We start from the raw sequence: 20682 nt of genomic DNA on the forward strand, positions 1-20682 counted from the left end.
TATGGGGCCTCTAAAGATAGTCTCTCTGATAATCGTATCACTGGCACCTGTGGCTTATGCCGACCCCTTATTGACCGCCACAGGGCGTAATCCTTTTCAGGACCTATCAGCACAGCCATGTGATGGTGAGCGGGAGAAACTCACTCATTGGCGATTACAAGGGGTTGTCAGGGGAGGAGATTACTCTTCTGGTTGGATACTGCGGCCAGAGGGCCGCTGGCAGAAGCTGGTGGTCGGCTCACGGTTGTTGTCAAATTGGCAAGTTACCCATATTGGCTCACGGCAGGTGAGCCTGCAGAATACTGGCTTAGTTGGCTTTTGCTCTGGGTTATCGGAGCCAGTGGTGCTGCTGATGCGCTAACTAACGGGTTGTTTTAGATAATGATTATCATCACTAAAGAGCTTGGACGGGCAGCATAAGCACTCTTACCGTTTCAAATATACAGGACATAAAAGGAATTAGTCTGATGAATGTTTCTACTACGAAAACCCGGAGTGGGCTTACCCTAACACTCAGTGCTGGGGTGATGCTGCTGCTGGTATTACTCACAAGTCGTGCCTTTAGCGCAAAAAGTGGGCCGCCGGTAACCGTGGAGTTTCAAGATGCGCCGATAGCGGTAGTGTTGCAGGCACTGGCGGATTATCAGCAACTGAATTTAGTCATTGCCGCTGGGGTTGAAGGTAATCTCAGCCTGAGATTGGCGGATGTTCCGTGGGAGCAGGCTTTGGCAATTATTTTGCGTATGGGCCGTCTAAAAGTAGAGCGCGAAGGGTCGGTAATGATGGTTTTCACCGAACAGGAGATACAGGAAAGGCAGCAATGGGCGGAACAGAAAGATGCATCTGAGTCCCTAAATAATTTCTCCCTGGCCTTGCAGTATGCTGATGCTGAACAAGTTGCCGACAGTTTGACTCTTCCTGAAGGTGGGTTGCTATCGCCACTGGGTAGTGTAGTGGTAGATAAACGTACTAATACATTATTAATTCGCGATACTCCCGCCTCTTTAGCACTATTGAAAAGTTGGCTGGCAGAGATGGATTTGCCTTTACAGCAAGTGCAGTTAGCGGCACACATCGTAACTATGAGTCGGGAAAATTTGCATGAACTTGGTGTGCGTTGGGGTATGGATGAAGCAACGCAGCCCCGTGCGCTGAGAGTGAATAATTTTAATGTGAATTTGCCACTCCCCAATAGCGCCCTCAGCGCTGGATTCAATGTTGCCCGTATCGGTGGGCGTCTGCTGGAACTGGAATTGAGCGCGCTGGAGCAAGAAAATCAGGTTGATATTATTGCCAGCCCTCGGCTGGTGACATCCCATCAGCAAACTGCCAGTATCAAGCAAGGTTCTGATATTCCTTATACGGTCTCGCGGGGTAAAAAAGGGGTGCCTACTATTGAGTTTAAAGAGGCAGTATTAGGGATGGAAGTGACACCGAAAATACTGCGTAATGGCAAGATTACTCTAAACTTGAAAATCAGCCAAAATATGCCCGGAATGGCAATTAAACGCGGAGATAGTGAAGCTTTATTAATAGATAAGCAGGAAATAAAAACCCAAATAACCGTAAACGATGGGGAAACTATTGTGCTTGGGGGGATTTTCCAGCAAAAAAATAGTCAGGGAGTTAATAAAGTGCCCATACTGGCCGATATCCCTTGGCTGGGCGCGCTGTTCAAACAAGACACCCAACAACAAAGTCGGCGGGAGTTAGTGATTTTCATCACGCCAAGGCTAATCAGTGCTTGAGCCTTATGGGGGGGTGTTTTATGAAAACAGACCAATCTTGGTGACTTTCTGCAACTTTTTGTGTGATAGGAGGCTTCTAAATTTGACGCTGCCTCCGATTTAGCTTACAAGGGTTACCGAATTGAGCTCCGAGGTTTTAATAACGTTGATACGCCGATAAAAACGTATGGTTTCCCTCCCACGACGTGTACAACGATTTATTCGGTTGCCAAACTACCAGAAGTGCTGAGATAATTTTCCGTCTGATCTCGCACTATCGCTCATGAGGTTTCAGTTTAGGTCCCGCCGCTGATTTGATTGGCGGGGCGGGTTATCATTAACGAATAGTCTTAGTAATACCAAAAACATGGCAGAGAAACGCAATATCTTTCTGGTTGGGCCTATGGGTGCCGGCAAAAGCACTATTGGTCGTCAGTTAGCTCAGCAACTCAATATGGAGTTTTTCGACTCTGATCAAGAAATTGAGCGACGTACCGGAGCTGACGTGGGCTGGGTATTCGACGTGGAAGGCGAAGAAGGTTTCCGCGATCGTGAAGAAAAAGTTATTAATGAACTGACGGAAAAACAAGGCATTGTTCTGGCAACCGGTGGTGGCTCTGTTAAATCCAGAGAAACCCGTAACCGTTTGTCAGCCCGTGGCGTTGTGGTTTATTTAGAAACTACAATCGAGAAGCAGTTGGCCCGTACACAGCGCGACAAAAAACGTCCGTTGTTGCAGGTTGATGCGCCTCCACGTGAAGTGTTAGAAGCACTGGCAAAAGAACGTAATCCGTTGTACGAAGAAATTGCAGATGTCACCATCCGCACTGACGATCAAAGCGCGAAAGTTGTTGCTAACCAGATTATCAACATGCTGGAAAGTAACTGATTTTAGCATTTTACTAATGCCTCCGGGCGTAAGTTAAGAAGGTTACTGAGCGCGACATGGAGAAGATTACTGTCACGTTAGGGGAACGTAGTTACCCCATTACGATTGCTGCCGGATTGTTCAATGATTCGGCCTCTTTTGCGCCACTAAAGGCGGGTGACCAGGTAATGCTGGTAACTAACCAAACGCTGGCTCCACTCTATCTGGATTCGCTCCGGGCAGTGTTGGAACAAAGTGGCATTAAAGTTGATCAGGTGATTTTACCTGACGGTGAGCAGTACAAATCTCTGAGTGTTCTGGAGCAGGTATTTTCTGCCCTTCTGGAAAAACCGCATGGTCGTGATACTACACTTGTTGCCTTAGGTGGCGGTGTAGTAGGCGACCTGACCGGTTTTGCTGCGGCTTGCTATCAGCGCGGCGTTCGCTTTATTCAAGTTCCTACTACCTTACTGTCTCAGGTGGATTCCTCTGTCGGTGGCAAAACCGCAGTAAATCATCCACTGGGCAAGAACATGATTGGTGCGTTCTATCAACCAGCATCGGTAGTGGTTGACCTTAATTGCCTTAACACTCTCCCTTCGCGTGAGCTTGCCTCCGGGCTGGCTGAAGTTATCAAATATGGCATCATTCTTGATGCGGCTTTCTTTGATTGGTTAGAAGATAATATCGATGCATTACTCGCACTGGATATGTCAGCGTTAGCTTACTGCATCCGCCGTTGCTGCGAATTAAAAGCCGATGTTGTTGCTGCCGATGAACGTGAAGAGAGCGGTATGCGCGCATTACTCAATTTGGGCCATACTTATGGTCATGCTATTGAGGCTGAAATGGGCTATGGCGTCTGGTTACACGGCGAAGCCGTTGCTGCGGGTATGATGATGGCAGCACACACCTCCCGTCGATTGGGTCAGTTCTCAGCTAGTGATGTTGGGCGTATCAAACAACTACTGTTACGAGCCGGTCTGCCGGTCTGCGGGCCGCAGGAAATGACACCAGAGTCTTATCTGCCGCATATGATGCGGGATAAAAAAGTGCTGGCAGGCGAGCTTCGTCTGGTACTGCCAACGGCTATCGGTAAGTCAGAAATCCGTAGCGGTATTGCACATGACACGGTGTTGGCATCGATAGCTGATTGCCAGTTATAAAAATGGCATAAGTCCGATATTTATATGTTCGATACCCAAAGTTATTGGAGTAGCTTGTAGGCAACAAGGGAAAGGCAAATTGGTTGTAAACCATTTTGAACAACACTTGTGCTGGCCCGCAGGGTAATCCCTGATGAGGCTCATAATTCTGCTGAGCTGACGCAAGTTAGCGATTTGGAAGAGAGGGTGGCTAGCACCTTTGCGGCTTCAAGTACGAAGGGTATGCGCATAAGTTCTAAGATGTTGTACTATAAGAACATCATATTCCTTTGCTGCGGGCTGTTTAGCCTGTTTGCAGTCAGTAAAATCAATCAGCCAGATCGCAGCTATCAATGCGGTGGGCTTTTGCCTCTAGTTGGAGGGTTTAGATGGATGATTTAAAGCCGGAAGACGATCTGAAACCAGATAGCAGTGACCGTCGTCCTACACGTGCCCGTAAGTCCTCGGCCGGACCTAAGCTTGCTGTTTCACGCCAACACATCATGATTGGTATCGGCATTTTAGTGCTTTTGTTGATCATTATCGCCATCGGTTCAGCCCTGAAAGCCCCGACTGAGCATGAAGCATCCCAGCAAAACCCGAATGTTGATGCGGCGAGAAATATTAATCTGTCTGATTCATCTTCACTCACTAGCGGCAATAACACTCAGCCCGGTGTGACAAACAATGCCAGCGACGGTCATGATGCCAATGGCGTGAAGAACTCGGCTCAGCCACAGGATATTAGTGCTCCGCCAATTTCGCCAACGCCAACTGAGGCTTCAGTGCCGCCTGCGGCGAATAGCCCGACTCAGCGTGTTGAATTGCCAGGCAATATGTCTGATGCACTTTCTCAAACTCAGGGGCAGGTTGATACCTTGTCTCAGAATATGAACGACGGTCAGACATCGACCTTGCCGACGGCACCTGCAACGGTTTCTGGTTCAAAAGGGGCTAAAGTACCGGCACCGGTTACGGGTGAAACCATTACCCACCCGTCGCAGAAGCAAGCTACGACAGCAGCTAAGCTGCCAACCAGCAACCATAAAAAACCGACCACCGTGGTTTCTCCAGCGGCATCTGCGGTGACCAAATCAGGTTCCGTTGGCAGCAGTAGCACCTTAAAGAATGCACCAGGTAACCATTTCACGTTACAACTGAGCAGCGCATCACGCTCAGACACATTGAATGCCTATGCTAAACAGCAAAAATTAACTGACTATCATGTCTATGAAACTAAACGTGATGGTAAACCTTGGTATATTTTAGTAAGTGGTAACTACCCCTCTTCTGCTGATGCAAAAAGGGCCATCACGACGCTACCAGCCGATGTTCAGGCGAAAAAACCGTGGGTTAAACCTGTACAACAAGTGCAGCAAGACCTTAAAAAATAAATCATTCTTATTTGTGCGCTGATGTGCTGTTTGAAACAGAGTACAATCTGCGGCTCTGAATTATTAAGTAGCTAACTGACGGCATGAAGAAAAACCGCGCTTTTTTAAAATGGGCTGGTGGGAAATATCCGCTGGTTGATGACATACGACGCCATCTTCCAGCGGGAGACTGCTTGATAGAGCCATTCGTCGGTGCGGGTTCGGTGTTTCTTAACACTGAGTATGAGTCTTACATACTGGCCGATATCAACAGCGATCTTATCAACCTCTACAATATCGTGAAGGAACGCACTGATGATTTTGTGCGTGACGCCCGTGTTCTGTTTACCGGCGACTTCAATAAATCCGAGCAGTTTTACTTACTGCGTCAAGAGTTTAACGCCAGTACTGATGCTTATCGCCGCGCATTATTATTTCTCTATCTGAATCGCCATTGTTATAACGGCCTGTGTCGTTATAATTTGAGCGGTGAATTCAATGTGCCTTTTGGTCGTTATAAAAAACCTTATTTCCCTGAGGTAGAGCTGTATTGGTTTGCTGAAAAATCGCAAAATGCGGTATTCGTTTGTGAGCATTATCAGGAAACTCTCTTAAAAGCAGTGCATGGGGCGGTAGTTTATTGCGATCCTCCGTATGCGCCATTGTCAGCGACGGCGAATTTTACGGCATATCACACCAATAACTTTGGCATTGTGGATCAACAGAATCTGGCTCGTCTGGCTTATCAACTTTCGGCCGAAAACAAGATTCCAGTTCTGATTTCTAACCACGACACAGAACTGACGCGCAATTGGTATCATCAGGCGTCACTGCATGTGGTGAAAGCGCGCCGTACTATCAGCCGTAATATTCTTGGTCGTAGTAAAGTGAACGAGCTTTTGGCGCTGTATAGCTGAGCGGAAATGCCGCTCGGTAAAGATTCAAACCCAATGGTTTATGAAATAGAACCCCTGACGTAGATGCGCCATCTGTCAGGAAGATGTTTTATAGAACAAAGAGATACGTTTGGAGACGCGGATGAAAAAGTTTTTAATTGCCCCATCTATTCTGTCAGCCGATTTTGCCCGTTTGGGTGAAGATACCGCCAAGGTGCTCGCGGCCGGGGCTGATGTTGTGCATTTTGATGTGATGGACAATCATTACGTTCCTAATCTGACCATCGGGCCGATGGTGTGTCAGGCACTGCGTGACTATGGTATTACCGCGCCGATTGATGTGCATCTGATGGTAAAACCGGTTGACCGTATCGTCCCGGATTTTGCCAAAGCGGGTGCCACGTATATTTCATTCCATCCCGAAGCCTCTGAACACGTCGACCGCACCTTACAACTGATCAAAGAGAATGGCTGCAAGGCGGGCTTGGTGTTTAACCCTGCTACGCCGCTGAGTTACCTTGATTATGTAATGGATAAGCTGGATGTCATCTTGTTGATGTCAGTTAACCCCGGTTTCGGCGGGCAGTCATTTATTCCTGAAACACTGAATAAGTTACGTCAGGTACGTAAATTGATTGATGCCAGTGGCTATGACATTCGCCTGGAAGTGGATGGCGGGGTGAAAGTCGACAATATTCGCCAGATTGCGGCGGCTGGTGCTGATATGTTTGTAGCGGGTTCAGCTATTTTCAGCCAACCGGATTATGCTGCGGTGATTGATGCTATGCGCAGTGAGCTGGCGATGTCTGCTCATGACTAAATTCGATGCTATCCGTGGTGTGGCGTTCGATCTGGACGGTACATTGGTTGATAGTGCGCCGGGTCTTGCCAGTGCCATTGATATGGCGTTACAGCATCAGGGTTTACCGGTTGCCGGTAATGCATTGGTGTCCACCTGGATTGGCAATGGCGCTGATATTTTGGTTGAGCGGGCGCTACGCTGGGCAGGTCATGAGCCGGATGCTCAGTCAGTGGTACATACCCGTGAGCTGTTTGATCACTATTATGCCAAAACGGTTGAACAGGGGAGCCAGCTATTCCCGCAAGTGAAAGCTACGCTGGCTCAACTGGCAGCCCATGGTTTGCCGATGGGGCTGATTACCAATAAGCCGACGCCGTTTGTTGCTCCTTTGCTGGCATCACTGGGTATCGCAGATTATTTCTCAGTAATTATTGGTGGCGACGATGTGGTAGTGAAAAAACCGCATCCGGCCCCGCTCTATTTACTGTTAGCTAAACTTGGCCTTCGCGCCAGCGAAATGCTGTTTGTCGGCGATTCGCGTAATGACATTATGGCTGCGCAGGCCGCGGGTTGCCCTTGTATTGGGCTGACCTATGGATATAACTACGGCGAAGCTATTGCCACCAGTCACCCCGATTGCGTGCTGGAGCATTTTGCCGATCTGTTGCCCGCCATCGGGCTGTCGTCTTTAAAAGATCAGGAAGTATAAAATGAGTAAACCCACTGAGTTAACCACTGTATCCAGTAACCCAATCAAGCCTATCGTATTTAGCGGTGCGCAACCGTCCGGCGAATTGACCATTGGCAATTACATGGGTGCGCTGCGTCAGTGGGTACAGATGCAGGATGATTATGAGTGCATTTATTGCATCGTTGACCTGCATGCCATTACTGCTCGTCAAGATCCGGCGCAGTTACGCAAAAGAACCTTAGATACGTTGGCGCTGTATCTGGCTTGCGGTATCGATCCGAAAAAGAGTACGATTTTCGTTCAGTCCCATGTGCCTGAGCACTCTCAGCTAAGCTGGGCGTTGAACTGCTATACCTATTTTGGTGAGCTGAGTCGTATGACCCAGTTCAAAGATAAGTCAGCCCGTTATGCTGAAAACATTAATGCCGGTTTGTTTGATTATCCTGTATTGATGGCGGCGGATATTTTGCTCTATCAAACTAATCAGGTGCCGGTCGGTGAAGACCAGAAGCAACATCTGGAGCTGAGCCGCGATATCGCTGGTCGATTCAATGCGTTGTACGGTGATATTTTCAAAATTCCTGAACCGTTTATTCCGAAAGCCGGTGCGCGGGTAATGTCTTTGCTAGACCCGACCAAAAAGATGTCTAAATCTGATGACAACCGCAATAACGTCATTGAACTGCTGGAAGATCCGAAATCGGTGGTTAAAAAGATTAAGCGCGCGGTGACGGACTCTGACGAGCCAGCAGTGATCCGTTATGACGTAGAAAAGAAAGCCGGTGTTTCTAACTTGCTGGATATCTTGTCAGGTGTGACCGGTCAGTCAGTTCCTGAGCTGGAAGCACAGTTTGAAGGCCAGATGTATGGTCATTTGAAAGGTGCCGTGGCGGATGCCGTCTCTGGCATGCTGACAGAGCTACAGGCGCGTTATCACACTTATCGTGAAGACGAGGCTTTCTTGCAGGAAGTGATGCGTGAAGGGGCTGCCAAGGCGCGTGCTCGCGCGCAACAGACATTAGCTAAAGTGTACGACGCTATCGGTTTTGTCGCCCATCCGTAAGTGAGCCGAGTCAACAATAAGAGAAGGCGTTCCCTTCTCTTATTGGCGGGTTATTTGTCCACCAAACCCTTAAGGTGGGAGCTGAGAAATAAGTCAGCAACGCTATAATATGCAATACGCTGTTTTAGTTGTATCTATGTGTGTTTTTGTGAGTGTCGCCCTGTGGCATTGACGACACTCATAAATGCTTTGATTCCAGGGTCAACGTCTGGTGACAACATTCTCATAATTGATTTGGAATTACGGCCTACATCTTCGGAGATTGCCGGATAACCACACGTCGCCTTAATCAGCGTTCTTAGCATTCCTTTGGCGACTTCTATTTCGCCCTCAAGAATACGCTGGCGAACTTCCGCTAAAATATCCTGACTTGCTGCTGGGTCATCATGGAGCAAATCAGCCCACATTTTATTACTGTCTGTTGCTGGCATAATTAAACCCTTCTTTTTAAATAATCAGCACGGTAACGTTGCGCCTTTTCTAAGTCACTGTTTTGCATATCTTTGAAACCGGCGCACAATAAGATGATGATCTCGTCGCCTTCTTTCATTAAATAGATTCGTAAACCTGCTCCCCAATTAATCCGATATTCCCCGATACCAGGTCGACCAGATAACCATTTTACTGAGGATAAATTATCGAGCTTTAAACGTTCTTCTACAGCTAACACTTTACTGATTGCCGAACGGTTTTTAGATAACCATTTTTGCAGTGGTATCACGCCGTCTGATGTAGTGTAGTATTTTATCTGCATGACTTCACGGTAACTAATTCGTTACCATGTGTCAATCTCTCCGGTGGGCAGTAAAAGTCCGCTATCCCTCCTTTCTAACCCACCTTTTCTACCTGTTCCGCTGTTTTGCTGTGATCAGTACTGGAGAACCAATTCAGTTTTTCACGTAAACGGACCACGCTACCGACGATGATCAGGCTAGGGCTGTTGACCTGCTGGGACAGTAATCCCAATTGGCTCAGTTCGCCGCTGACTACACGCTGATGCCGCGAGGTGCCATTTTCCACCAATGCCACAGACGTGGTAGCCGGCATCCCATGTTGAATCAGGTGCTGCTGAATTTCTCCCGCCTGGGATAACCCCATATAGAACACCAGTGTTTGTTTCTCTGCCGCCAGATTGGCCCAATCTAATTGAGCGTCTTTTTTGGCATGACCGGTAATCAAACGCACACTTTGTGCATGGTCACGGTGAGTCAGGGGTATCCCGCTATAGGCGGAGCAGCCGGAAGCTGCGGTAATTCCCGGCACTACCGAGAACGGAATCCCCGCTTCTGCCAGTGTTTCCAACTCTTCGCCGCCACGGCCAAAAATAAACGGGTCACCGCCTTTCAAGCGTACCACTCGTTTACCCTGCTGTGCCTGTTGCAATAGGAGCTGATTGATACTTTCTTGCGGAACGCAATGGTAGCCGGACTCTTTTCCGACAAAAATCCGCTCGGCATCGCGCCGTACCAGATTCATCACCTCATCAGACACCAGCCGGTCATACACCACCACGTCTGCTTGTTGGATCTGCTGTAACCCTTTTAACGTCAGCAAACCGGCATCTCCCGGCCCGGCACCCACCAGAACCACCTCACCGCGATCACTCAACGGCGCATTGAACAGATGCTCAATATGTTGTTCGATTTGTCGCTGATCGTCGTTAGCCAATGATTGCGCCAGGCGGTCGTGAGTAAGCAGTTTTTCCCAAAAGCGGCGGCGATCGGCCATCGCGGTAAAATGTTGCTTCACCCGCTGGCGTAAATTGCCCGCCAATTGTGCCAGTTGCCCCAAATGCTGTGGCAACATTGCCTCGAGTTTTTCGCGCAGCAAGCGCGCCAATACAGGGGCTTTACCGCCGGAAGATATCGCTATCATAATCGGCGAGCGGTCAATGATGGACGGCATGATAAAGCTGGTGCGTTTCGGGTCATCCACCACATTACAGAACACCCGCTGTAGGTTGGCACTCTGATAGACCAAGGCATTGACTGCCACCTGATCAGTTGCTGCAATCACCAGCCATTTCTCTGCCAACAAATCCGGTACAAATTCGCCGCAGACTAATGTGAGCAGCCCCTGTTCCGCCCAGTGGTGAAACTGTGGCGTAAATTCACAGGCATTGACGGTAATTACTGCACCCGCATCCAGCAGCAAGCGAGCCTTGCGTTCGGCAACTTCACCACCGCCGACCAACAGGCAGGCTTTATGTTGCAGTTGGCAGAAAATCGGGAAGTAGTCCATCGGCAATCCTTCATTCTAGGGGCGGAAGTGGCTATTGATAAGTTCAGTGATTGAAGGGGCGACCATACCTCGTGGCGCTTCGATGGTTTACACCGAATGGTTCCAACGGCACGTTTCCCCTTAATCAATATTCTCAGTAGGTTACTGTTTCACAGCTTGCGGCGTGTTAATTGCCGCAGGTTGCGGGCGATTTTCCCGTGGTGTGGCATACCAGTAGCCAAGGCCCATAAAGACTGCGCCTGACAAGGTATTACCCAGGGTTACCCACAACAGGTTGTGACCGATGCCACTTAAGGTGTAGGCCTCGCTATGATTGCCAAACCAAGATAGGGCAAACAGTGTCATGTTGGCGACAGAGTGCTCATAGCCTGAGGCAATAAAGGCCAGTAAACACCACCAGATAGCGATAAATTTGGCGGCACCCTCCACACGAATTGCCATCCAGATCGCCAGACAAACCAGCCAGTTACATAATACACCTTTGAAGAATAAGGTCATAGCTGGCGCAGAGGTTTTTGCTAATGCAGCAGTGTGTACCAGGCTGGTATCTACCGACAGCAGGTTACCGCCACCGTAGTAATAGAGCAGAGCCACAAAAACGGAACCCAGTAGATTTCCCAGCCAGGTTTGTGGCAATACTGCCCACATCTGGCTGGATTTGATGGTGCCGGCCTTCACACCGAAAGTCAGGAACATGGTGTGTCCGGTGAACAACTCGGAACCCGCAATAATGACCAAAGTCAGTGCCAGGCCGAAGGTGGCTCCCATTACCAGTGGGCGGTAAGCAGGATCGATCAGGTTACCCAGTGTGAAAATCAGAATAATGCCAAGGCCGACGTAGGCACCAGCCATTGCTGAGCCAATCCAGAAACCCAGCGGACTTTCTTTTGATAACTTGACGATGCGCGCCGCGTTGGCGGCGCATTTGTTGATCGTATCTGTATACATACTCATACCTGTGATCAAGAGTTATTTTATGGTTATCTGGCACTGACCGGATAACTGTTATTTATCACGCTTTGACTTGCACCATGCCGTCGCGAACTCGCACGTCATAATGGGCAACTGAGCGACTTTCATCTTCCAGACAGAAACCATCATGCAGGCGGAAGTGTTGCTTTTTCAGCGGACTGGCCACCCATAGATCACCTTGATGTTCAGCAATCAACCCGCGCGACAGCACACTGGCTTGCGCGAAGGGATCGATATTGCTAATGGCAAAGAGTTGTTCGTCAGCGTAAGGGCGGAAAACCGCGACATGCTGCTCACCGATCAGGCCGCATACGCCGCTACCGGGTAAAATATCGGTTAATGGACAAAGTGGAATCCACTGGCTCATACGTTATCCTCCAATTCCAACACCCGGACTGGGATACGCTCATCTGGGCGCGCTGGGCGATGTTGTTCACGTTCAGGTACTACTTGTACATTCGGGTCGCGTAGCGGGCTGTTAATGAAGTGGGCAAAACGAACCTGTGCCGCAGGGTTCTCAACCGTCACTTTCCATTCACAGGTCACTTTGTCGCGTAGGCGGGCAATATCGGCTTCCAACTGGTCGTTAATAGCTAACTTATCGTCGAGGATCACGGCACGCAGATAATTAATGCCGCCTTCCAGACTTTCCAGCCAGACGGAGGTGCGTTGCAGCTTATCGGCGGTGCGGATGTAAAACATCATGAAACGGTCGAGGTAGCGCATCAGGGTTTCTTCATCCAGATCCGCTGCCAGCAGGTCAGCATGACGTGGCTTCATACCGCCGTTACCACAGACATACAGGTTCCAACCATTTTCGGTGGCGATAATTCCGACATCTTTACCCTGAGCTTCCGAACATTCACGGGTACAGCCGGAGACCCCAAACTTCATTTTATGCGGTGTGCGAATGCCTTTGTAACGGTGCTCCAGCGCCACACCAAAGCCGACGCTGTCGCCGACACCAAAGCGGCACCAGGTACTGCCAACGCAGGTTTTTGCCATACGTAGGGCTTTGGCATAGGCGTGTCCGGTTTCAAAACCGGCTTCAATGAGTTGCGCCCAGATAGCGGGCAGGTCATCTTTTTGCGCGCCAAACATCCCCACCCGCTGAGAGCCGGTCAGTTTGGTATACAAATTATAGTGTTTGGCGATACGGCCAATGGCTAACAGGCCATCCGGTGTGATTTCCCCGCCCGGTGAGCGAGGGATAACCGAATAGGTACCATCTTTCTGAATATTGCCGAGGAAGTTGTCATTGGTATCCTGCAACGGCGTGTGTTGCGGCTCTAAGATATACTCATTCCAGCACGATGCCAGCAGTGACCCTACGGTTGGTTTACATACTTCACAACCGTAACCTTTACCGTATTTCTCCAGCAAAGCATCGAAGGACTTAATCCCTTCAACCCGAATCAGGTGATATAACTCTTGGCGCGAATAGGCAAAGTGTTCACACAAATGATGGTTAACCTCAATGCCTTGCTTACTCAGTTCGGCATTCAGCACCTGGGTGACCAGCGGAATGCAACCGCCACAACCGGTACCGGCTTTAGTGGCAGATTTCAGTGCGGCAACGGTGTGGCAACCCTGGCCGATAGCCTGAATTATGTCGCCTTTAGTCACATCAAAACAGGAACAGATTTGCGCGCTGTCCGGTAGCGAGTCCACGCCCATTGCCGGTTTGCTGCCCGCATGGGCTGGTAGGATCAGACTGTCCGGGTTTTCTGGTAATTCGATGTTGTTCAGTGCCAGTTGCAGCAAGTTGCCATAATCGGTGGTATCACCCACCAGCACCGCCCCTAACAGGGTTTTGTTATCTGCGCTAACCACCAGACGTTTATAAATTTCTTTATTTTCATCCAGATAAACGTAGCTACGAGCACCCTCAGTGCGGCCATGAGCATCACCAATCCCACCGACATCCACGCCCAGTAGTTTCAGTTTGGCGCTCATGTCAGCACCGTGGAAGGCGTTTTCGCGGCCAAGTAGATGGTCTGCGGTGACCTGCGCCATTTTATAGCCCGGCGCGACCAATCCAAAGGTGCGCTCTTGCCATGAGGCACATTCGCCAATGGCGTACACATCAGGGTCGGAGGTTTGGCAATAATCATTGATAGCAATACCGCCACGGCGCGCGGTGGCTAAACCGCATTGGTGTGCCAGTTTGTCTTGTGGGCGGATACCGGTGGAGAAGACGATAAAATCTACTTCTAACTGGCTACCATCGGCAAACAGCATGGTTTTGCGGCTGTTTTGGCCTGAATGAATAATTTCTTGGGTATTTTTACCTGTATGGACTCTGACCCCCATACGCTCAATCTTCTGGCGCAACTGGTCGCCACCCATAGGATCAAGCTGTTCGGCCATTAATACCGGTGCAAACTCAATGACATGGGTTTCAACGCCAAGGCTTTTTAGGGCACCAGCGGCTTCCAACCCTAACAGCCCGCCGCCGATAACCGCACCACGTTTGCTACGGCGAGTACAAGACTCAATCGCATTCAGATCTTCAATGGTGCGATAGACAAAGCAATCTTGCCCTTCACTGCCTTTAATCGGCGGGATCCACGGGTAAGAACCGGTCGCCATAATCAGCTTGTCGTAATACAGCGTACGGCCACTGTTGGAATGGATCACTTTCTCGGTGCGATTAATAGTGATGGCACGTTCGCCAACCAGCACTTTTACACCGTGCTTTTCATAAAAGCCTTCACGAACCAGTGATAACTCTTCCGCAGTGTGGTGGGAGAAGTAAGAAGAAAGATGTACCCGGTCATAAGCGATGCGCGGTTCTTCGCAAAATACGGTTATCTCAAATTGGTCTTTATCTGCTTTATCTAATAAGTCTTCGATAAAGCGGTGGCCGACCATACCGTTGCCGATGATGGCAAGTTTGACTTTGCTCATTTTTGCCTCAATTTTTAATTTTCTACGCTTACAGTAATCCTCCCCACACCGCACTTCTTGATGTAAATCAATTTGCTTTCCATATACCTCTAAGGTGGTAGATGGATGATTTTTAACGATTTTTGATAAGTTGCGGATTTCATTCATCTTTAGCTGAAAGGTTTCAGTTTTAGATTTTAAATGACTGAAAAGAAAATCGGGCAGCATACTGTTGGTCGGGTAAGCTAAAGCAAATAGCTTTTGGTTATGACCAGAATATAAAAGGGATCATGGAGGCATCGATGACAACGCAATCCTTACCAAATCACTTACTCACCACTATCAATAATGTGCGGCTTGCCGGGCAAGCGGGCTTTTGGCAGATAACTATCGCGGAGGGCAAAATCAGTGCTATTAGCCCGCAGCCGGAACAGCAGACGGTTGGCGCCGGGGTGCTGGATGCGCAAGGTGGGTTGGCATTGCCGCCTTTTATTGAGCCACATATCCATCTGGATACCACCCAAACTGCCGGGCAACCGAGCTGGAATCAGTCAGGTACTCTGTTTGAGGGGATTGAGCGCTGGGCAGAGCGCAAAGCCTTGCTCACGCGCGAGGATGTTAAACAGCGGGCATGGCAGACGTTGAAGTGGCAAATCGCCAATGGTATTCAGCATGTCCGTACCCATGTGGATGTTTCCGATCCTAGTCTGACGGCACTCAGTGCGATGTTAGAGGTAAAAGAAGAAGTCAGCCCATGGGTGGATATGCAGATTGTCGCTTTCCCACAAGAGGGGATTCTCTCTTATCCCGACGGTGCCGCGCTGTTAGAAGAGGCGCTGCGACTGGGAGCTGATGTAGTTGGGGCCATCCCACATTTTGAATTTACTCGCGAATATGGCGTTGAATCTCTGCATATCGCCTTCGCCTTGGCACAGAAATATCAGCGGCTGGTAGATGTGCATTGTGATGAAATTGATGATGAGCAGTCACGTTTTGTTGAAACAGTGGCGGCCTTGGCGCACCGGGAAAATATGGGGGCGCGCGTTACCGCCAGCCACACCACAGCAATGCACTCCTATAATGGGGCTTATGCTTCCCGGCTATTTCGTCTGTTGAAAATGTCCGGTATCAACTTTGTCGCCAATCCATTAGTGAATATTCATTTGCAAGGGCGTTTTGATACTTATCCGAAACGGCGTGGTATTACGCGGGTTAAAGAGATGCTGGCGGCAGAAATTAATGTCTGCTTCGGCCATGACGATGTATTCGACCCGTGGTACCCGCTAGGCACTGCCAATATGCTGCAAGTCCTGCATATGGGGCTACATATTTGTCAGTTGATGGGGTATAGCCAAATTAACGATGGGTTGAATCTGATAACCACCCACAGCGCCAGAACAATGCATTTATCTGATTATGGCTTGCAGCCAGGTAATAGCGCTAACCTGATTATTCTGCCCGCAGAAAATGGGTTCGATGCCGTGCGACGACAGGTGCCAGTGCACTATTCCATTCGTCATGGGATGGTGATTGCCAAGACCCAGCCAGCCGAAAGCCGCATATATCTGGGGCAGGAAGAGGTAGTGAATTTTAAATAGGCGCTGCCCTGCAACCGTGATGGCGGCAGGGCAGTAAAACCGATAAATCAGTCAGTCACATGGCCGTGGCTGCGGTGTTTGGTGAAGAAGCCCAGAATCAGACACATCACAAACACTGCCAGGTACAGGCCGTTTGCTGTTGCCAGCGCGGCATGAACACCACTGTTGGCGACAATCGGGCCAGTCACCACGAAGGTCAGCATGGTACCGACAGTACCGCAGGTCAGGATGAAGTTAACCAGTTTTGGCGAAGAGACTTTGGTTTGCAATGAACCCAGAGTAATCAGTGTGGTGTAAATTGCACTGGAAACAAAACCCAACGCCAGAATGTAGTAGCTCAGGTATTGTGGGTTATCGGTGCTGACAAACAGATACATCGCCAGTGTTGCCAGTGCCGCCAGTACAGTTACGATGCGTTGTAGGTCAAAGAAGCGCAGGATAAAGCTGAACACCCACATCCCAATCATATAAGAGATCCAGAAGTTACTGACCAGTTGGCCAGCCTGACTGATATCCATATTGAAAGTTTTGGTGGCGTATTCCGGTACCCACTGGATAAAACCAAGTTGGCCAAGGATATAGCACAATGCGGCAATCGACAGGAACAGCACGCCAACTCCCCATTTCTCTTTCGCAACCGGTTTGCTTTGATCAGCGGCTTTGTGGCCCAGAACTGGGAAATCAGAGCACAGTGTTAGCACAAAAATACCGACATACAGCAGGCCGATACAAGCGTACACCCAGTACCATTCGATATGGCGTGCCAGCAGCATTGCGGCGGCGACAGGGAAAATCATCCCCGCCATACTGAAGAACGAATCGGTAAACAGCAGGCGTGAACCGCGCTGACGCCCCTCGTACATATGGGTTATCAGGAAAGTACCAATCGACATGGTTATCCCGCTGACCACCCCGAGGATGAACATGCTGATTGAGAAGACCATTAGATTATGGCCAACCATCAATCCGGCGATAGCAATCAACATCAGAATAAAGCCAAATACCAACTGGCGTTTTAATGGAATGATTTCCATTAACCAGGCATTGAGGAAGATGGAGATTAAAATACCCGCGTTAAGGAAAGTAAATGTGTTACTCATACTGGCAATAGGCAGATTGAAATACTCTGCGATATTCCCCATCACCATCCCGGTGACAATAACTAACGCACCAGTAAGGGCGTAAGAGAAGTAACTGATCCAAGTGAGCCGAATGCGATTGCTGTTATTCATAAATAGGCCTGTGCGTCAGTATCAAATAAATAAGAGAGTTAAAGACAGATAATGGCTAAAAACGGACATAGGGCTAAAAGGAGGTCAAACCGGTTTTCAGCACTAAGGCGGCGGATCCTAGCACAGGCATAGTGAGTTTTTGTGATTTACATTCAACTTTTAATGTAATGACTGAAAAGCAATTGCGAATAATAGTGAGGCGTCACAGATTACGCTGCGGCCTCAAATGATAAAGATTCTTAATTCTATTAAAGTGTGGGTCGTGTTAAGGTTGCTTCAGGTATGATTTGCCCCGCTTGTAGATCAGTAAAAACTCATATACCGGTCGCCCTTCAAGATACAGGGGGGTTGGCAGCCCTTGCTCACCCCAGTCACTTAGTTATCTAAGCTCCAGGGGATCTGCTCGGTTGCCGTCTACCTGCATCTCAAAGTAACTTGGGTATAAAACTATTAATAAAATAGATAATTAATCCGCCTTACTTTCTTTTTTTCATCGATATAAAGGAATTTATCGTGATGAGAAGCGTGAATACCGATGTAACACCAACGGCGATAGGCTGCCGTTGAGCCAAATTCTTTATCAAAGAAGGCGCTTTTCTGCCTGGTTGGGGATAGCGGCGATCCTGATGCTATTTATCGCTCCGGTGGTTTCAGTCTCACTGGCGCTTTCGTATGAGCAAAAAACCATCTCAACGATGAGTGTGAGTGCTGCTAAGGCCAATTGTGCTATGGATATGGCGCATCACGCTGACCCTCAACAGAGCCAGACAACGGCCCAACATAGCAATACCGCGCAGGCCGGAGGCGGTCATGATGGCATGATGATGGATCATGCAGCTTGTGGCTATTGCGTATTACTGACTCATTTGCCCCTACTGAATACAGCTTTCAAAGCGGATATTCGCTCTGCACTACTGTTAGCCGAGATCCCTGCGCCGTCATTTATCTATTGGTTAATTATTCAAGATACCTATTCAGAGAGCCAACCACGCGCACCACCTGCCTTTTATTCCTGATAATCCGATAAAAAATAAAAACCATTTTTCTGGTGTGGATAAATACTCACCGGAGTGATTTGTATTGCCCAAGGAATAATTATGTCTGGCAAGAGTAAAACCTATAAAAAAACATTATTAGCATGCGCAGTAACCGCTGCTTTTTCGGTATTTGCCTTAAATACCGTTGCCGCTACGCATGATCATCTGATGACTCATGATCCGGTGGCGAATAACACCATCAACGATAGCAGTGAGAAAAAACTCAATGATGCTGATGTCATAACTGTTAGCGCGCCTCTTCATTCGCCGCTGGTTATCGTGACCTCGCCTAAAGCGCCGCGCCAACCTGTTCCCGCCAGTGATGGAGCGGACTATCTGAAAACTATCCCCGGTTTCTCGCAAATCCGTAATGGGGGTACCAATGGGGATGTGGTGTTCCGTGGCATGTTTGGTTCACGGATAAAAATTCTGACAGATGGTGGGGAAACACTGGGGGCCTGCCCATCAAGGATGGACGCGCCCACATCCTATATTTCACCAGAGAGTTTTGACCTGCTGACCGTCGTGAAGGGGCCACAATCGGTGTTGTGGGGCGCTGGTGCTTCCGCCGGTACTATTTTGTTTGAGCGGCAACCCCCTCACTTTGACCAGGCGGGCATCAAAGGGAATGCCAGTCTATTGGTGGGCTCTAATGGTCGCTGGGATAAAAATCTCGATACCAGTTTAGGTAACGAGCAAGGCTATTTGCGCATGATGGGCAATCAGTCTCAGGCTGGTGATTACAAAGATGGCAATGGTACGCGGGTGCCCTCGAAATGGGATAAATGGAATGCCGATATTGCCTTGGGCTGGACACCAGACAGCGATACGTTGCTCGAGCTAACGGCGGGTAAAGGTGACGGTGAAGCAAGGTATGCCGGGCGCGGTATGGACGGTTCCCAGTTCTTGCGCGAGAGTCTGGGCGCACGCTTTGAAAAAACAAATATCGGTGAAGTGTTGGACAAAATTGAAGCCAAAGTCTACTACAATTATGCCAATCACATTATGGATAACAATACCTTACGCACACCACCGATGATGGCGATGTCCAGTAATGTAGACCGGCGCACGATGGGGGGCCGGGTCATGGGCACTTGGTTGTGGCGGGATCTGAAATTGGAGGCGGGTACTGATTTGCAAACCAATACGCACCGTAAAAATAAACAAGGCCATTGGGATAAAGATGCTCGCTTTACCAGCAACGGCTTGTTTAGCGAACTGACCTGGAGTGCCAGCGATCAGGATAAACTGATTACCGGTGCCCGCATTGACCATCATGAAGTCACCAATTATGCCCGTGCTTTTCAACCGACACGCTCTGCAACGCTCCCCGCTGGTTTCATGCGTTTTGAGCATAATCTGGCTGACTTACCCGTGATGTGGTACGCCGGTTTGGGCCATACGCAGCGTTTTCCTGATTATTGGGAGCTATTTTCGCCGACGTTCGGGCCTGTTGGCTCCAGCAGTGCTTTTGAGGGGGTGAAGAGTGAAAAGACCACTCAACTTGATATTGGCGCGCAATACAATGGTAAGCAGCTCAACAGTTGGGTCTCTGCTTATCTTGGGCGGGTCAATGATTTCATTTTGTTCAAGTATGACCCGAACAATCTGCGCATCAGTCAGGCAGATAATATCAACGCAACTATTATGGGCGGTGAGATGGGGGCCGGCTATGCCTTTAACGACAATTGGAAAGCTGACGCCAGCCTGGCTTATGCCTGGGGGGAAAATACCAGTAATCATCGTCCGTTGCCGCAAATCCCTCCCCTTGAAGCACGGTTAGGATTGACGTTTGAAGCAGGGGATTGGAGCAGCACGGCATTATGGCGGTTAGTCAGCAGCCAGCACCGGGTCGCGATTAACGAAGGGAATGTGGTAGGTAAAGACTTTGCTGATAGTGCGGGCTTCGGTGTGCTGTCTGCCAATGTGGCTTACAAGGTTACAAAACAAGTCAAAGTCAGCACTGGTATCGATAATCTACTGAATAAAGCGTACAGCGAGCACCTCAATCTGGCCGGTAATAGTGGATTTGGGTACTCGGCCAATACGTCGTTGAATGAGCCGGGTCGAACTCTTTGGGCAAAGTTGAATGTGACGTTTTAATAGAGCGACCCTTGGTACTTGAAGCAATAGGGGTGTTAGGCACGC

At 49.1% G+C, this 20682-nt stretch carries 19 protein-coding genes; 12 read left to right on the forward strand and 7 right to left on the reverse strand.

Annotated elements, in window-relative coordinates; all coding sequences use genetic code 11:
* Window position 1: 1 nt before the first annotated feature.
* The 9 genes from V1956_RS03455 (at window position 2) to trpS (ending at window position 8565) form a co-directional block, all read left to right on the forward strand.
* Entirely contained in the window at window positions 2-361 is a 360-nt protein-coding gene (locus V1956_RS03455) for a pilus assembly protein PilP (protein WP_372560322.1), read from the forward strand.
* 166 nt (window positions 362-527) lie between these two features.
* Complete coding sequence (gene hofQ / locus V1956_RS03460; RefSeq protein ID WP_442825777.1) at window positions 528-1748, forward strand: DNA uptake porin HofQ; 1221 nt, start codon at window positions 528-530, stop codon at window positions 1746-1748.
* A 346-nt stretch (window positions 1749-2094) separates the two neighbouring features.
* Entirely contained in the window at window positions 2095-2616 is a 522-nt protein-coding gene (aroK, locus tag V1956_RS03465; protein WP_004702222.1) for a shikimate kinase AroK, read from the forward strand.
* 56 nt (window positions 2617-2672) lie between these two features.
* The gene (gene aroB, locus V1956_RS03470; RefSeq protein WP_372560323.1) at window positions 2673-3761 is read left to right on the forward strand and encodes a 3-dehydroquinate synthase; all 1089 of its coding nucleotides are present in this window, start codon (window positions 2673-2675) and stop codon (window positions 3759-3761) included.
* 368 nt (window positions 3762-4129) lie between these two features.
* On the forward strand, window positions 4130-5134 hold the full coding sequence (locus V1956_RS03475) for an SPOR domain-containing protein (RefSeq protein WP_372560324.1): 1005 nt from the start codon (window positions 4130-4132) through the stop codon (window positions 5132-5134).
* A gap of 83 nt (window positions 5135-5217) precedes the next feature.
* Window positions 5218-6030, forward strand: coding sequence for an adenine-specific DNA-methyltransferase (gene dam / locus V1956_RS03480; protein WP_372560325.1), 813 nt, complete (start codon window positions 5218-5220; stop codon window positions 6028-6030).
* 121 nt (window positions 6031-6151) lie between these two features.
* A complete protein-coding gene (gene rpe / locus V1956_RS03485; RefSeq protein WP_042568757.1) occupies window positions 6152-6829 on the forward strand; it encodes a ribulose-phosphate 3-epimerase in 678 nt (225 codons plus the stop codon).
* On the forward strand, window positions 6822-7520 hold the full coding sequence (locus V1956_RS03490) for a phosphoglycolate phosphatase (protein ID WP_420071174.1): 699 nt from the start codon (window positions 6822-6824) through the stop codon (window positions 7518-7520). Before rpe ends, V1956_RS03490 begins: the two co-directional genes overlap by 8 nt.
* A gap of 1 nt (window position 7521) precedes the next feature.
* Window positions 7522-8565, forward strand: coding sequence for a tryptophan--tRNA ligase (trpS, locus tag V1956_RS03495; protein ID WP_372560327.1), 1044 nt, complete (start codon window positions 7522-7524; stop codon window positions 8563-8565).
* Between the two features lie 134 nt (window positions 8566-8699).
* Here trpS and V1956_RS03500 read toward each other — a convergent pair whose 3' ends face one another.
* From V1956_RS03500 to nirB, 6 genes are all read right to left on the reverse strand, one after another.
* Window positions 8700-8996, reverse strand: coding sequence for a hypothetical protein (locus tag V1956_RS03500; RefSeq protein ID WP_080985852.1), 297 nt, complete (start codon window positions 8994-8996; stop codon window positions 8700-8702).
* A gap of 2 nt (window positions 8997-8998) precedes the next feature.
* Entirely contained in the window at window positions 8999-9319 is a 321-nt protein-coding gene (locus V1956_RS03505; protein WP_050088654.1) for a type II toxin-antitoxin system RelE/ParE family toxin, read from the reverse strand.
* Between the two features lie 74 nt (window positions 9320-9393).
* A complete protein-coding gene (cysG, locus tag V1956_RS03510; RefSeq protein ID WP_442824812.1) occupies window positions 9394-10806 on the reverse strand; it encodes a siroheme synthase CysG in 1413 nt (470 codons plus the stop codon).
* A 141-nt stretch (window positions 10807-10947) separates the two neighbouring features.
* The gene (gene nirC / locus V1956_RS03515; protein WP_372560329.1) at window positions 10948-11754 is read right to left on the reverse strand and encodes a nitrite transporter NirC; all 807 of its coding nucleotides are present in this window, start codon (window positions 11752-11754) and stop codon (window positions 10948-10950) included.
* A gap of 64 nt (window positions 11755-11818) precedes the next feature.
* Window positions 11819-12145 (reverse strand): nitrite reductase small subunit NirD, encoded by a 327-nt coding sequence (nirD, locus tag V1956_RS03520; protein WP_032906583.1) that lies wholly within the window; start codon window positions 12143-12145, stop codon window positions 11819-11821.
* Window positions 12142-14688 carry a nitrite reductase large subunit NirB gene (nirB, locus tag V1956_RS03525; RefSeq protein ID WP_372560330.1) on the reverse strand — a complete coding sequence of 849 codons (2547 nt, stop codon included), beginning with the start codon at window positions 14686-14688 and terminating at the stop codon, window positions 12142-12144. The genes nirD and nirB overlap by 4 nt, the downstream gene beginning before the upstream one ends.
* Before the next feature lie 281 nt (window positions 14689-14969).
* On the opposite strand from nirB, the gene V1956_RS03530 reads away from it, so the two are divergent.
* Entirely contained in the window at window positions 14970-16265 is a 1296-nt protein-coding gene (locus V1956_RS03530) for a cytosine deaminase (RefSeq protein ID WP_193784747.1), read from the forward strand.
* Between the two features lie 47 nt (window positions 16266-16312).
* Here the strand turns inward: V1956_RS03530 and tsgA are convergent, their stop codons facing one another.
* Window positions 16313-17497, reverse strand: a complete 1185-nt coding sequence (tsgA, locus tag V1956_RS03535) for an MFS transporter TsgA (protein ID WP_420071170.1) — start codon at window positions 17495-17497, stop codon at window positions 16313-16315.
* 563 nt (window positions 17498-18060) lie between these two features.
* Between tsgA and V1956_RS03540 the strand changes: the two genes are divergently transcribed.
* Together V1956_RS03540 and V1956_RS03545 are read left to right on the forward strand one after the other, a co-directional pair.
* Window positions 18061-18513 (forward strand): DUF2946 domain-containing protein, encoded by a 453-nt coding sequence (locus tag V1956_RS03540; RefSeq protein WP_442824813.1) that lies wholly within the window; start codon window positions 18061-18063, stop codon window positions 18511-18513.
* 189 nt (window positions 18514-18702) lie between these two features.
* On the forward strand, window positions 18703-20637 hold the full coding sequence (locus V1956_RS03545) for a TonB-dependent copper receptor (RefSeq protein WP_372560688.1): 1935 nt from the start codon (window positions 18703-18705) through the stop codon (window positions 20635-20637).
* Window positions 20638-20682: the final 45 nt, after the last annotated feature.

This window comes from Yersinia sp. 2540 StPb PI (assembly GCF_052217165.1).
Classification (GTDB): Bacteria; Pseudomonadota; Gammaproteobacteria; order Enterobacterales; family Enterobacteriaceae; genus Yersinia; species Yersinia enterocolitica_E.